Origin of the sequence: Shewanella chilikensis (assembly GCF_002836945.1) — a bacterium.
GTDB lineage: Bacteria > Pseudomonadota > Gammaproteobacteria > Enterobacterales > Shewanellaceae > Shewanella > Shewanella chilikensis.
In genome coordinates, this window is the sequence record NZ_NIJM01000004.1 from 71,482 (window position 1) to 85,949 (window position 14,468).

Annotated in this window: 11 protein-coding genes; 3 read left to right on the forward strand and 8 right to left on the reverse strand. The window is 53.2% G+C overall.

Annotated elements, in window-relative coordinates; translation table 11 throughout:
* Positions 1–41 precede the first annotated feature (41 nt).
* The 5 genes from CX651_RS02410 to CX651_RS02430 all read right to left on the reverse strand — a co-directional run bounded on the left by CX651_RS02410 (position 42) and on the right by CX651_RS02430 (position 5,570).
* The gene (locus CX651_RS02410; protein ID WP_101053213.1) at positions 42–1,913 is read right to left on the reverse strand and encodes an MFS transporter; all 1,872 of its coding nucleotides are present in this window, start codon (positions 1,911–1,913) and stop codon (positions 42–44) included.
* Positions 1,904–2,518: a TetR/AcrR family transcriptional regulator gene (locus tag CX651_RS02415; protein WP_157822658.1), complete on the reverse strand. Its 615-nt coding sequence runs from the start codon at positions 2,516–2,518 to the stop codon at positions 1,904–1,906. The genes CX651_RS02410 and CX651_RS02415 overlap by 10 nt, the downstream gene beginning before the upstream one ends.
* 243 nt (positions 2,519–2,761) lie before the next feature.
* Positions 2,762–4,117, reverse strand: a complete 1,356-nt coding sequence (gene gorA / locus CX651_RS02420; protein ID WP_101053217.1) for a glutathione-disulfide reductase — start codon at positions 4,115–4,117, stop codon at positions 2,762–2,764.
* Positions 4,118–4,245: 128 nt separating this feature from the next.
* Positions 4,246–4,782 (reverse strand): hypothetical protein, encoded by a 537-nt coding sequence (locus CX651_RS02425; RefSeq protein WP_101053219.1) that lies wholly within the window; start codon positions 4,780–4,782, stop codon positions 4,246–4,248.
* 80 nt (positions 4,783–4,862) lie between these two features.
* On the reverse strand, positions 4,863–5,570 hold the full coding sequence (locus CX651_RS02430; protein WP_101053221.1) for a hypothetical protein: 708 nt from the start codon (positions 5,568–5,570) through the stop codon (positions 4,863–4,865).
* A 316-nt stretch (positions 5,571–5,886) separates the two neighbouring features.
* Here CX651_RS02430 and prlC point away from each other — a divergent pair, with 316 nt between their 5' ends.
* Together prlC and CX651_RS02440 are read left to right on the forward strand one after the other, a co-directional pair.
* Positions 5,887–7,926: an oligopeptidase A gene (gene prlC, locus CX651_RS02435; protein ID WP_101053223.1), complete on the forward strand. Its 2,040-nt coding sequence runs from the start codon at positions 5,887–5,889 to the stop codon at positions 7,924–7,926.
* A gap of 114 nt (positions 7,927–8,040) precedes the next feature.
* Positions 8,041–8,571: a thioesterase family protein gene (locus tag CX651_RS02440; RefSeq protein ID WP_025009092.1), complete on the forward strand. Its 531-nt coding sequence runs from the start codon at positions 8,041–8,043 to the stop codon at positions 8,569–8,571.
* Positions 8,572–8,579: 8 nt separating this feature from the next.
* On the opposite strand, the gene CX651_RS02445 is transcribed toward CX651_RS02440, so the two are convergent.
* Complete coding sequence (locus CX651_RS02445; protein WP_101053225.1) at positions 8,580–9,233, reverse strand: glutathione S-transferase family protein; 654 nt, start codon at positions 9,231–9,233, stop codon at positions 8,580–8,582.
* Positions 9,234–9,586: 353 nt separating this feature from the next.
* On the opposite strand from CX651_RS02445, the gene CX651_RS02450 reads away from it, so the two are divergent.
* On the forward strand, positions 9,587–10,276 hold the full coding sequence (locus CX651_RS02450; protein WP_101053227.1) for a DNA-3-methyladenine glycosylase I: 690 nt from the start codon (positions 9,587–9,589) through the stop codon (positions 10,274–10,276).
* 678 nt (positions 10,277–10,954) lie between these two features.
* Here the strand turns inward: CX651_RS02450 and CX651_RS02455 are convergent.
* Together CX651_RS02455 and CX651_RS02460 are read right to left on the reverse strand one after the other, a co-directional pair.
* Entirely contained in the window at positions 10,955–13,063 is a 2,109-nt protein-coding gene (locus tag CX651_RS02455) for a sensor histidine kinase (protein WP_101053229.1), read from the reverse strand.
* Positions 13,064–13,065: 2 nt separating this feature from the next.
* Positions 13,066–14,448, reverse strand: a complete 1,383-nt coding sequence (locus CX651_RS02460; protein WP_039035395.1) for a sigma-54-dependent transcriptional regulator — start codon at positions 14,446–14,448, stop codon at positions 13,066–13,068.
* Positions 14,449–14,468: the final 20 nt, after the last annotated feature.

Here is a 14,468-nt window from a genome sequence, read left to right on the forward strand (position 1 = left end):
GAAGAGCCCGGCAACTGCCGGGCTCTTTCGTTGACATTACCTCAGCTGTCGGGTTTGGCCAGCAGATCGGCTACCCGCTGTTGCAGCGAGTGGCGGCTCTCCTCCGCGCCGGGTACCTGAGCTGCAATATTGACCTTAAGCCTTGACCAGAAACGTCTTGGACGGGTCGTCAGGGCATGGCCATCTTTGTGGCTGAAGAAAGATCCCCACAAACCTTTGAGCGCCATTGGCACCACAGGCACAGGATCCTTTGCCAGTATCTGTTCGATACCGGGCCGAAACTCATGTAACTCACCATCAGGAGACAACCTGCCCTCAGGGAAAATACACACCAACTCCTCATTGGTCAGCGCCTGGTGAATACGCTCGAAGGCTCGGGTGTAGGTATCAGCGCACTTTTTCGGTGAGCAGATAGGGATCACCCCGGCGTGGCGGAACAGATACTTGAGCAAGGGCATTTCACTTATGCTCTTGTCCATCACAAAACGCACCGGACGAGTGGATGCTCCCAGCAACACCAAGGCATCGACGTAACTGACATGGTTACACACCAGCACGGCGGCCCCCTGCTTGGGAATGTTTTCCCGGCCTTCAACCTTGAGACGGTACAAGAGATGGCTCAGCAGGTAGCTGATAAACCTCAGCGTAAATTCAGGCACCCTGCTATACACATACAAAGCTACCACAGCGTTGAATACCGCCAGCAGAGTAAATAGCTGAGGGATCGACAGACCCACCAGCTCCAGCAAGATGATTGACAATATCGCCGAGCACACCATAAACAAGGCATTGATGATATTGTTGGCGGCTATGGCCTGGGCACATTCACCGGGGGCCGAACGCGACTGAATAAAGGCGTACAGAGGCACAATAAACAGGCCGCCACTGACGCCCACCATAAACAGTGCCAACATCAACCTGAAGTGTTCACTGCGGCCGACAAACTCGGCTATGTCGTAGAGATATCCCGCCGGCAGTTGGCTGTAGTCAGGAATGGCCCACAGCAGATCCAGGCCAAAGAAGGTTAACCCTGCTACCCCGAAAGGCAACAATCCCAGCTCTACATGGCCAAAGGAGAAACGCTCACAAACAAAGGAGCCGACCGCAATACCTATGGAAAACAGCGCCAACAGCAGCGACACCACAGTGGCGTCCGAGTGCAGCGAGCCTCTGGCAAAATTGGGGAACTGGGTCAGGTAGGTGGCACCCAAAAACCAGAACCAGCTGATTGCCAGAATCGCCATCCAGATTGACGGCGTTTGCCGTACCCGCTTGATACTGACCAGAGTGCCGGACAAGGGCGCAAAGCGTACCTTGTCTATCGGCAACGGCGCCGGCAGTGATGGAATCGCCCGGCTGGAGAGGAAACCGGCCAAGGCCAGCACAGATACAGTTATCGCCGCCCACATCAGGCCGTTGTCACTGGTTACCAGCAGCCCGGCACTTAGAGTGCCTATCAAAATAGACAGGAAGGTGCCCATCTCTACCCAGGCGTTGCCGGTTACCAACTCGTCCTCTCTAAGCGCCTGCGGCAGCAGCGAGTATTTTACCGGACCAAAGTAGGCCGATTGGGTGCCGGTAAGAAACAGCAGCAGCAACATCAACAGATAACTTTGCGCCATAATCGCCGCGGCGGCGCAGGACATGATGATAAGCTCCAGCAGCTTTAACCTACGGATCATCAGCGCCTTATCCATATTGTCGGCTACCATGCCCGCATGGGCGGAAAACAGAAAGAAAGGCAGGATGAAGATCCCCGCCGCCAGATTGACAAACAAATCCACACTCATCGGCAGGTTATCGACCTGGCTGTAGGTCACCAGCAGCAGCAACACATTCTTGTAGATGTTGTCGTTGAGCGCCCCCAAACATTGAGTGGCGAAATAGGGTAAAAATCGTTTGCTCAGGAACATACACCCTCCTCCTGTTGCATTGCCGTCCACCACAAGTGCACCTGAAATGTCAGTAACTGCAACCAAGAAGCCTGACTGAAAAGCTTATCGTCCAGCGCCAGGCCGGTTAGCCCATGGATACTGCTCCAGAAGCTACGACTGGCGAGCGCCAGCTTGGATGAGGGCAAGTTTGGCAACAAGTCACCGAGTTGCTGTTCGAGCAAGCCTATCAGCTCGGCAATCAGCTGTTGTTGCGATTTGGGCAGAGGTTCTTCCGGCCCCAGATGTAAGGCAAACACCAAACGAAATGCCTGGGGTTGGCTATGGGCAAACTCGGCATAAGCCTTGGCCAGTGCCAACAGCTTCAGCTCGCCGGTTGCGAATGTTTGTTCACACACCAGCTGTACTTGCTCAAGCAGACGCTCCAAGACCCTGGCGGATACGCTCAGGAGCAGATAGTTGTAGCTACCAAACAGGTTGATTAGGGTACTGGGGGCATAGCCCACTTGGGAGGCGATCCGTCTAAGACTCAGGCGGGTATATTCCTCCTGCGTCAACAACTGCTCGACGGCATCCAGTGCCATGAGCCGGATCTCTTGATGACTGTGTTCCTTGCGTCTTGCCATAGTGTCCATTCCTGAAAAGAGATGGCAGCAGACTAACAGCCTTCAAAATAAAAAACAATGTTCACAATGTGACATTTTTTAACCAAGATTACGGAAGGCAATTGATATCTTCTAAGGTAATCACTACCTACAAAGTACACCAAATAATATGGCTTCAGCGTACTCTCTCTAATAGGGGCAAAACTAAAATAGGCCAGAAGCACTGCTTCTGGCCTATTTTACCTGCGATATGCATCCACTTGTTTAACGCATAGTAACAAACTCTTCTGCGCCCGTTGGATGGATAGCGACTACGGCATCAAAGTCAGCCTTGGTGGCGCCCATCTTGATGGCAACGCCAAAGCCCTGAAGGATTTCATCCATGCCAAAGCCGATACCATGGATCCCGACGACTTTTTCATCGGCGCCGGCACAAACCAGCTTCATCTTACAAGCCTGACGGTGCGCAGTAACCGCTGTGTACATGGAGGTAAAGGAGGAAGTGTAGACCTTCACCTGATCCTCACCGAAGCGCTCTTTGGCCTCAGGCTCTGTCAGCCCCATGGTGCCAATTGGCGGGTGGCTGAAGACCACAGTCGGGATGCAGTCATAGTCCATCTTGGCATCCGGCTGGGCGCCAAAGAGACGCTCTGACAGCAAGCGACCCGCCTTGACGGCAACCGGTGTCAGCTCTACTCCGCCCGCCATGATGTCACCGACACAGTAAACCCCTTTAGCGCTGGTGTTTTGCTGGGCATCAGTTATCACATATCCCTTGGGATCCAACTGCACATCGGTATTTTCAAGGCCGATATTGCCTGTGGCCGGTGCCCGACCAATGGCCCAGATCAGGCAGTCCACTGTGTACTCTTCAGCGTTTTCCAGCACCAGAGTCAGGCTGCCATCGGCATTTTTACGCACTTCCTTGGGAATACTCTGGGTATGCAGCGAAGGCCCTTCGCTGGCCATGGACTCCATCAGTGTTTCATAGAGCATGGGGTCGAAGTTACGCAGCGGCGCATGTTTGCGTACAAACAGATGGGTTTCACTGCCAAGGGCATGCAATACACCGGCAATTTCCACCGCGATATAACCGGCACCCACTACGGCTACCCGCTTGGGCTGTTCACGCAGGGCAAAGAAACCGTCCGAGTCTATGCCATATTCTGCCCCGGGAATGGCGGGAATGCTGGGCGCGCCACCGGTAGCTATCAGAATATGCTCGGCACTATAGTGTTCGCCGTCGACCTCAATGGTGTGGTTATCAACAAAGCGGCCATAGCCGTTAACCACAGTGACTTTGTTGTTGGCCAGACCGCGTTCATAGGAACCATGGATCCGTTCGATATAGGCTTCACGACTGGCCACCAGAGTGTTCCAATCAAACTGGTTGACGCTGACATCAAAACCATAATCTTTGGCATAGAGATGCATGGCTTCGGCCACTTGGGCGCCATACCACATGACCTTTTTGGGCACACAGCCGACGTTGACGCAGGTACCACCCAGGTGTTTGGCTTCAATCAGCAAGACCTTGGCGCCACGCATAGCGGCTCTATTGGCTGACGCAATACCACCGCTGCCCGCACCCAGGCAGATATAGTCAAAATGTTGTGCCATGTTTATCTCCGTAGATTGATACTGACTAACTCGCCCAACAGGGCGACCTCCCGTCTGACGGGATACTTGTGAGCCATTGTAGGGGGATTCAGATCAAGTGACCAGACCAGAGTCTGCCGGTAAAAATTTCAATGATACAAGCGGCAGCGGGAATAATCCTGAGTCTCAGGCCCTGAACCCGAGCACTTGAGGCAACGAAACTGCTGTTGATGCTCACCGAGTTCAGCCTGCAAATATCTGGCAGTGTGGGAATCTTTCTGCCTGAGGCGCCGCTCCAGCTCTGTCATTCGCTTATCCAACCAGCGACAACTGGGATCATCGGCGATTTGGCGGCGAGGCTTGGATGCCTGCTTTTTTCGGGATTTGGTTGGTTTACTGTCGCGCGAGGCCTTGGGCAGGGGCGCAGACTCATATTCAAGTGCGGCTTCAAACTGCTGTGGAATGGCAATAGGATTGCCCTCGCTGTCGAGCACCCACCCCAGAGGGAGCGAACCTGACTCTTTGCCCGGGTCGCTGAGTTGCTTATCTATTGAGGGCTCTGAACCCGACACTGGATTCAGGTCTGGATTCAAGTCTGAGCTTGATTCGGCCTGGGATTCAACCAATGGGGCGACTCCCAACCAAAGGAGCAGGCAGCAAAGCCCGCCGATTCTGTAGGTTAACATTCCCTGTCCCTCCGCATCGATCCGTCGATGCTGTTTGTCTTCACATCAGAGTCTAGAAGCTGCGGTGAATGTTAGCCAATTTAAAACTGCCACTGCAGATGCAAGCCGGCATAAGACTGAGCCAGATCGCCATGCCAACCCTCTGCTTGCGCCTGCTGCTTGATATCGTCCTGCGCTATGCTGTGGCTCAAATGCAAGGAAGCCACCAAAGAAGGGGTTAATGAGTAGCATGCCTCTACACCAAGCTGCAGATGATTGGGGCCATCATGGGTCTGGCTGGCATAGCCAAAGTCGAATCCCTGGGTCACATAAGGGGTCAGAGTCAGTTGCTCGTTCACTTGCCAGTGGCTGTGCAGGCTCAACTCAACAAAATAACCCGATGCTTCAGTAGCATAGGTATAGTTAATCGATGGCGTCAGCCAACTCAGCCCCTGATAGGCGAGATAGGCGTACACCTCATTGTCATGGGCGCGCTCATCACCGTAAAACTCCAACCGCTGCATGCCGACTCCGGCTTCCACTGATTCGAGTGGGTTGAAACAGTATTCCACCCCGGCATTGAGCTCGGCGTAGTTAACACTGTCAGCTCGGCCAAACAACACGAAGGCCCCCAGGCCATCACGGCTATGCTGAATGCCACTCCAGGCAATCCCTCCCGCAGACAAGTTGTCCCGCCCCTCAGAAACATAGTGACTGTCCCACCCCAGCATGAGTATGGTTTCGGCAGCCTCATCGGCCAATAATGTATTGCAGCACAGGAGTGTCAACAACAAGAACGGATAGCGCATAAAACGTACCAAACTTACAAAGTAAAGCTATTTTATTTCACCAGCCATACATGTAAATGATAATGAATCGTGTTTTGGATCCAGTTATCATTTATCGCTTTTTTGTGCATTGTTCAACAGACTCTTTCCGACGACCCGATAAGCGCATATTTCATGGATGTGTTTCTCACCTATGACAGCAATCGCTTTGATCACCTTGATAATTCAAAGCAGAACCCTTATCTATTAGCCACGCCCCTGAATATTCGCCGCCATGGCGGCAAGACCAGGCATCCAATGCAGGCCCTATGGCCCACGCCCAAAGAGAGGACAGACAATGACCAATCCGCTGCTGACAGCACAGGAGCTGCCACCCTTTTCCAGTATCAAGGCCGAGCATATTCAACCGGCGGTCGAACAGGCCATAGCCAAATGCCGCGATAAAATAGAGGCCGTGCTGGCCGCCGGAGGCCCTTACACTTGGGAGAAGCTGGTGGCACCTCTGGAGCAGGTAGACGATGAGTTGAGCCAGATCTGGTCGCCGATTTCCCATATGAATTCTGTACTCAGCAATGAAGAGTGGCGCGCCGCGCACGATGCCTGTCTGCCATTGTTGTCTGAGTACAGCACCTTTGTCGGCCAACATCAGGGCCTGTATCAGGCCTATAAAGAGCTCAAGGCATCGGCGGAATTTGCCCAGCTCAGTCAGGCGCAACAGACTGTGATAGAACATAGCCTGAGAGACTTCGAACTGTCGGGAATAGGCCTCAATGATGAACAAAAAGCCCGCTATGGAGAGATTGTAAAGCGCCTGTCCGAACTCAGCAGCACCTATTCCAACCAACTGCTGGATGCCACACATGCCTGGAGCAAGCTGGTTACCGATGAAGCCGAATTGGCCGGTCTGCCAGAGTCTGCCATTGCCGCCGCCAAGGCGATGGCAGAGGCCAAAGAGCAGCAAGGTTGGCTATTCACCCTGGATTTTCCATCCTATCTGCCGGTCATGACCTACAGCGACAACCGCAGTCTGCGTGAAGAGTGCTACCGCGCCTTTGTTACCCGCGCTTCGGATCAAGGCCCCAATGCCGGTGAGTTCGACAATGGTCCGCTGATGGACGAGATCCTGGGCCTGCGCCATGAGTTGGCACAGTTACTGGGCTTTGATACCTATGCCGATAAGTCCCTGGCCACCAAGATGGCGCAATCGCCCGAGCAGGTTATCGCCTTCCTCAATGAGCTGGCGCTGCGCTCCAAGTCTCAAGCCAAGGCCGAGTTGGCCGAACTCAAGGAGTTTGCCAAGGAGCATTATGGTGTAACCGAGTTGGCGGCCTGGGATCTGGGTTACTACGGCGAAAAGCTCAAGCAGCACAAGTATGAGATATCTCAGGAAGAGCTACGCCCCTTCTTCCCCGAAGACAAGGTGCTCAGCGGCCTGTTCTACACCATCAAGCGCTTGTTCGGCATGGATGTCAAAGAGCAGCAGGATTTCGACAAGTGGCATAAAGATGTGCGCTTTTTCCACATCCTGGATGCCGAGGGCGAACACAGAGGCAGCTTCTATCTGGACCTCTATGCCCGTGAAGGCAAGCGTGGCGGCGCCTGGATGAATGATTGCCGAACCCGGCGGATGACGGCCACCGGCCTGCAAAAGCCGGTAGCCTACCTCACCTGTAACTTCAATCGTCCTGTGGGTGACAAGCCGGCGCTGTTTACCCATGACGAAGTCACTACCCTGTTCCACGAATTTGGTCATGGTATTCACCATATGCTGACCCGCATCGATGTCGGCGGGGTTTCCGGCATCAACGGCGTACCTTGGGATGCCGTGGAGCTGCCAAGCCAGTTTATGGAGAACTGGTGCTGGGCCGAAGAGGCGCTGGCGGAGATCTCCGGCCATTATCAGACCGGGGAGCCGCTGCCCAAGGCGATGCTGGACAAGATGCTGGCCGCCAAGAACTTCCAGTCCGGCATGATGATGCTGCGGCAACTGGAGTTCTCTCTGTTCGACTTCCGCCTGCATCAGGAGTTTGATCCGGCCAAGGGCGCCCATATTCAGCAGATGTTGGATGAGGTTCGACGCCAGGTGGCAGTGGTCACACCGCCTGAGTTCAACCGCTTCCAGAACGGTTTCGCCCATATCTTTGCCGGTGGTTATGCCGCTGGCTACTACAGCTACAAGTGGGCCGAGGTGTTGTCTGCCGATGCCTTCTCCCGTTTCGAGGAGGAAGGTATTTTCAACGAGAGTACCGGACGCGACTTCCTGCACAACATACTTGAGATGGGCGGCAGTGAAGAGCCTATGGTGCTATTTACTCGCTTCCGTGGCCGCGAGCCCAGCATAGACGCACTGCTGCGTCACTCAGGGATCCAAGCCTGAGGCAGAAGCAATTGATTAGGCGCCTGCGGGCGCCTTTTTTGTGAGCCAGTTCTCGCTTGCCGTCTGGTATGACCTTTGATAGCCTTTAATGCCTCTCAACTCTTGGACCCTTTGATGAACCTCTACTTTCGCCTGTTTTGGCTGCTGCTCTGGCGAGTGCGCCGGGCAAACGATATCGGTTTTCTCGGCACCAGCCGCATCCGTTATCGGGCTTTACCGAGTGACTGTGACATCAACCTACACCTGACCAACTCCCGCTACCCGGCATTTATGGATCTGGCCCGCACTTATATGATGGCCGAAATGGGCTTGCTGAAGCGCTTTCTAAAACTGAAATGGATGCCGATAGTCAATGCCGCCGAGTTCACCTATGTAAGGGATATCAGGCCATTACAGCAGTTTGAAATTGCCTCTCGCGTGGTTGGCTGGGATGAAAAGTATTTCTACATAGAGCAGCGTTTCCTGTCGGACAGAGGCCTGCATGCCATAGTGCATGTCAGAGGTTTGTTCGTCTGCAAACGCAAGCCGGTACCCACGGAAAACCTGTTGACAGAAGCCGGGTTCGATGAGACCACGCCCGAGTTACCGGCAGAGATCATCAAGTGGAAGTCGTTCCTGGATCTCAAAAAGGCCCGTAACAGCTGAATTCTTGTTCAGGGGATGGGCCTGAGCCCACTGCTGGCCTCCTCCTGAGCCAGAGTCACTTCATCCTGCACCAACATCCAGGAACCCCGCAATTGCGCCTGCAGCCAGTAGCGCCCCAAATGCTGGTAGTCCAGTAAGTTAAAACTGCGCTGCAGGTAACCAAGACAAGGGATTAAGGCACAATCGGCCAAAGTGAACCCATCTCCGCAAAGCCAATGATGCTCAACCAGGCGTAAGTCCAAGGCCCGCAGGCAAAGTCTGAGACGGTTTTCAATTTGACGCTGCACCAGGGGAAGTTGCTGCTCTTCCGGTAAGCTATATTGCTGCTCCAGCTGATAGAGACTGCTGTTGAGGTCGTTATCGGCAATTCTGTCATAGAGACGCACTTGCAGATTGAGCTCGGGCTCCTTGGGCAACAGCCGGGTGCCGGCGTCCATTTTATTGTCCAGATACTCTATGATAATGCTGGATTCAGGCAACAGGCTACCGTCCTGACACACCAAGAGTGGCAGCTTACCGGATGGATAGAAATGCAGATAGTGTTGGCGCTCCAATGGATCCTGCAGATCCGTTACCCGGGGAAAGAAGTTTGCCTGCTTTTCATAAAGTGCCAGCAGCACCTTTTGCGAATAACGCGACAATGGATGGTAGTAAAGCTCCATAGACAGGGATCCCCATGGTTACCAACTTTAACTTTAGTTGCTGGCTACCGCTTAGGGAAGGCGTGACCCGTTACCATGAGTGCCGCGAGGCATTATCCACCCTCTGTTTGCCCCCACTTCCGCTTGAAAGGTCCAACGTGGAGAGATGTGATGGGCACCTTTTCAGGTGGTAAACTTATTATCTGAATTCGGGCATCAAACGTCTGTTGGGGCTGAACATTCACTGAAAAAAGTCCTGCTTGATCAGTCTTGGAACCAAGCCTCAAGTATTGCTGTTAATCCGCTGCCATCTTTATCCCGATTGGTATTACACTGGTGCGGCAGCAACTGAACCAATCAAAAGGGAAAAGCACATGAGCAAGCCGGAAGATTTTGCCACCATCTATGCCAGAGCCTGCGAGCGCAAAGGCGGCGCCGAGCGACTGGAGAGCCTGTTACCCAGGGTCTGTTCCACTGAAGAATTGCTGGAATACACAGATGCCGAGTTGCTTTCAGCACTCAGCAAACAGGTATTTCAGAGTGGTTTTGTCTGGAAAGTAGTGGAACACAAATGGCCGGCCTATGAAGAGGCCTTCTTTGGCTTTGAACCCATGAAAGTGTTGATGCTCTCCCCCGAGCAGTTGCAGGCCCGAGCTGAGGACAGCCGCCTCATTCGCCACCAGAAAAAGACCCAAGCCATTTATGACAACGCGCTCATGGTGCAGGATATCGCCAGAGAACACGGCAGCCTGGCCCGATATATTGCCCTCTGGCCGGTGGAGGAGATCACCTCACTGTGGCAGGAACTCAAACGCCGTGGTGCACGCTTGGGTGGCAATACCGGCCCCTATTTTTTGCGTGGCATAGGTAAAGACAGCTTCCTGCTGACCGCTGATGTTCAAAACTATCTCAAGAGCCACAAACTGGTGGATGCAGGCTTCAGCTCAAAGAGCGGCCTGGCCCAGGTACAAGCGGTATTCAATCATTGGCAGCAGAGCAGCGGCAGGAGCATGGCCGCCATCAGCCGCATCCTGGCTTGTAGCACAGGGGACAATCGCATCTGAGGCCTGAGATAAATTTGACTTAGATTCAGACAAAAACAGTTGCAATCGAAAATGAGAACTATTATCATCTGTTTTGCGTTCCAAAACTCATCCTTAACTGAGAGTCAGTTAACCGCTAGTCGACTGAGATTTGCTTGAAGTTATGGTGTTCCTGAGTTTGCAAAGCACGACATTGCTCACACACTCTTTTAGGCCGGGTTAATTACCCGGCCCTTTTTTTGTGTCGAAGCTTTATGCTCCTTCTCTCCATCAGCGCTTCCCCATGCCGTTCGGCTATTTCTGAATTCGATATTCCCTCTCTACGAGCCTGCTTGGGAGATCCGGCACTAAGTAAGGGGCGTTAGTCTGGATTTAACACCCAAATAGCTAATGACTCCCGGCCTGAGAAACTAAGTTTAAAGTAATTAAAAATCATTACCTTAAGGGATTTTCTGTTCAGAAATCTAAGGTAGGAAAAATTAGGCTGGAAAATTTTACCGCGAAAAGCCAAAAAACAGTTGCAAACATAAATGAGAACGATTATCGTTAACTTGCGTTCCAAAACTCATCCTTAGCTTTAGGCCCGCAGTACCCGCTGAGAGTTATGGTGTTCCTGAGTTTGCAAAGCACGACATTGCTCACACACTCTTTGTGGCCGGGTTAATTACCCGGCTCTTTTTTTGTTTGTAAACCAATAGCCTACCCGAATAGCAAACCATCATAGGGGCCAGACTGATCCTCTTTGGCCATATGGTAAATACTGACAGTAAACTGCGTCCCCTTACCCAAAGTCGAGCTGACTTCTATGGTACCGCCAATGCGTTTGATAATACCGTAGCTCAGCGACAAGCCAAGCCCGGTACCATCCTTACGAGTGGTATAGAAGGGATCGAATATCCGGCTCAACTGCTCCTGTGGGATCCCTGACCCCTCATCTTCAATCTCTATCTTGATCCCCACAGGCTCATCCTGCTCCACCCAGTCATAGGTGCGGATCCAGATCCGTCCCTTACCATCCATAGCGTGAGCAGCGTTGACCACCAGATTGATCAACACCTGCAGCAGTTGCGGACGATTCACCTGCACCGGATAACTGGCATTCAGCTCAGGCAACAACACCACTTCCTGTTTACCCAATGAGTGACGTACCAACAGCTGCATCTCTTCGATAATAGGCGTGATTTGATGCATCTCCAGCGGCGCATTGAATTCACCGGGACGGCTGTACTGCAGCAAGCTGCGAATAATTGTACTGATACGGCCTACCTGCTGGATGATGAGGTCTATCTCCTCCTCAACGACCTCAGCATTGTCGCCAAGCTCCACCCGCAGCAGTTCCATATTACCGAGGATTACGGCGGTAGGGTTGTTGATCTCGTGGGCAATCCCTGCGGTCAGTTCCCCGAGGGCAGTCAACTTTTCATTGGTTACCAACTGCTGACGGGTTTCGTTCAATAATTGCACGTTGCGCTGCAGCTCTTCGGTTTTTTCCTGCAGGCTACGGGTACGTTCCTCGACCTTCATCTCCAGTTGCTCGGCCGCCGCTTGAATTTGCGCATTGCGGCGCTGCAATAAATCGAGCATACGGTCGAACTGCTCGGCCAGGTTGGCCAGCTCATTGTCTCTGTCCAGTCCCAGCTCGCCGATACGCAGATTACGCCCGGACTGCACCGCCTTAACCACTTGGTGAATACGCTCTATCGGCTGCAACAAACTGTAAGCGCCGCGATAAACCAAGAGTCCGGAAACCAGCAACACCAACATCAAAATGGTGCCCAATTCTATGATATTAAGCAGATAATTGTGGATAAAAGGCGACTCGGAAAAACCAGAATAGATCATGCCTATCCGCTGGCCACGAATATCGGTCAGCGGCGCATAGGCCGAGATAAACCAGTCGTTGTACACAAAGGCTCTATCGACCCAGAGTTGGCCTTTAACCAACACCTGCTGACGCACCTCTTCAGACACCAGAGTGCCCAATGCCCGGCCGCGATTCTCATCCTCTTTGGGGAAGAAATGCAGAGGCACATTGGTGCTGATGCGAATATTGTCGAGGAAGATAGTCACAGTGCCTATGGAACGTTCCGGCAATGTGCCCTTGTCATAGACCAGATCGCGAATATGATCGACGATACGAGTGTTGCGATTAAACAGGATCCCGCCATCCAGATACCAGCCGACCTTGCCGTTTTCATCGGCTACCGGCAGCAGGCTGCGGCTAAGCATGCCCCGTTCTTCCACTTCTCTGTCGGGATTTTGTGCCCTCAGAGTCATTTTCACCGGGATCTTGGCACGTTCGGCCAACTCGGGATCGATTCGCGCCAGCCGCGAGCTGGACAGCACCATCAGCCCGGAATAGGCGCTTTGTCCCTGAACCAAGGGCAGCATCTGCCGCAAATCGGGATCGGCCGCAGCATCAGCGATTCTAACCAAACGCAGAAAATCGAGATCCAACGCCTTACGTTGCTGATCCAGAAAAACACTGAGCTCTTTCTGCTTCAGTTGCTCCCCTTCGAGTATCGAGCGAAAATGGGTCTGGAAGTCGAAGGACTGCATCACATGTTCCAGCTGCTTTTCCTGGCGCTCCTGCACAGCAGCCAGTGTATTGTTGGCCACAGTCAGGTCGGCTTTGACCTTCATAAACAGCTGTTTGCCTGTGTAGCTGATGTTCCAGTAAATGGTGATAAACACCAGGCTCACCAGCGTCAGCAAGATGGGCAACAGAGTCAGGATCAGAATGCGATAACGCACCTTTGCCTGCAGCTGCTGCCAGCTCAGGCCAAAGAGCCGTTTAAACAGTGACAAGCTCAGACCTCCGACTCGCAGTCAAACCACTCTTTATATTTACGATCCAGAGTCTTGCGAGACACTCCCAGCACCCGGGCTGCCGCCGACTTATTGCCGCCGTGGGAATCAACCACGGCCGTGACATGGTCTTTTTCCACATCCTTGAGCGCCCAGTCGTGGGGATAGCCAGGCTGGGCATTCAGTTCGGCCTTGGGCTGTTCTTTCCAGTATTCCGCCGGTGGTTTACCGAGCAGAATGCAGCGCTCTATCATGTTGCGCAATTCGCGAATATTCCCAGGCCACTGATGTTGCTGCAGTTTGAGCAGGTCTTCATGGCTCCAGACCACCTCTTTCACCCCGAGCTCTGCGGCCAACTGGCGGGTAAAGTGATGGGTCAATTCCACCACATCATCCGGTCTTTCCCGTAATGGCGGGATAACTATGTCGAGCACATTGAGACGGTAGAAGAGATCGCGGCGAAAATGCCCGGCTTCAACCTCTTCAGCCAGCTTACGGTTGGTTGCCGCTATCACCCGGACATCAATATTAACTTCTTTTTCACTGCCAACCGGACGAATCGCCTTTTGCTCCAACACCCGCAGCAAGGCCGTCTGCATTTTCAGCGGCATTTCCCCGATCTCATCGAGGAAGATGGTGCCTCCGGAGGCAAAGCTGAATAGACCTTCGCGATTGCCCTTGGCACCGGTAAAAGAGCCAGCGGTATGACCAAAGAGTTCACTCTCCAGCAGCTCGGGAGCAATGGCGCCGCAGTTAACCGGCACAAACGGGCCCTGACGACCACTGAGCAGGTGAAGTTGCCTGGCCACCAGCTCCTTACCCGTGCCGGACTCACCTTCGATAAGCACCACCGCATTGGTTGGTGCCACTCGCTCTATCACCCGCTTGACCTCCATCATGGCATCACTGTTGCCTATGATGGTGGAGGAATAGCCACTGGACACTTCCCGGCGCAGCATTAAATTTTCCCGCTTCAGCAAGCGCCGCTCGATGCAGCGGTCGACCGCCTTCATCATCTGCTCTAGATGGAAAGGCTTCATGATGAAGTCGGAAGCGCCGGCCCTGAGTGCCTGAATCGCCACTTCCATATCGGCATAGCCCGTCATAAAGATAATGTCGGAGCGCCGCTCCTGATCATCCAGCGCCTCACGCCACTCAATACCTGAGCGGCCGGGCAGACGTATATCCACAATCAGCAGGTCGAAGTGACAACGACTGCGCAGTTGTTCGGCTTCTTCTATGCTGGCGGCGGTTTCTACCAGGGCAAATTTCTTTGCCAGCGCTTTGTTGAGAAAACTGCGCATACCGGGCTCGTCGTCGACGATCAACACGGACACGGCAGAAGGCATTGGCTTAGACTTTAGTGGCTTTTCTATCTGGCTCATATTGTCGGCTTCAGGACATT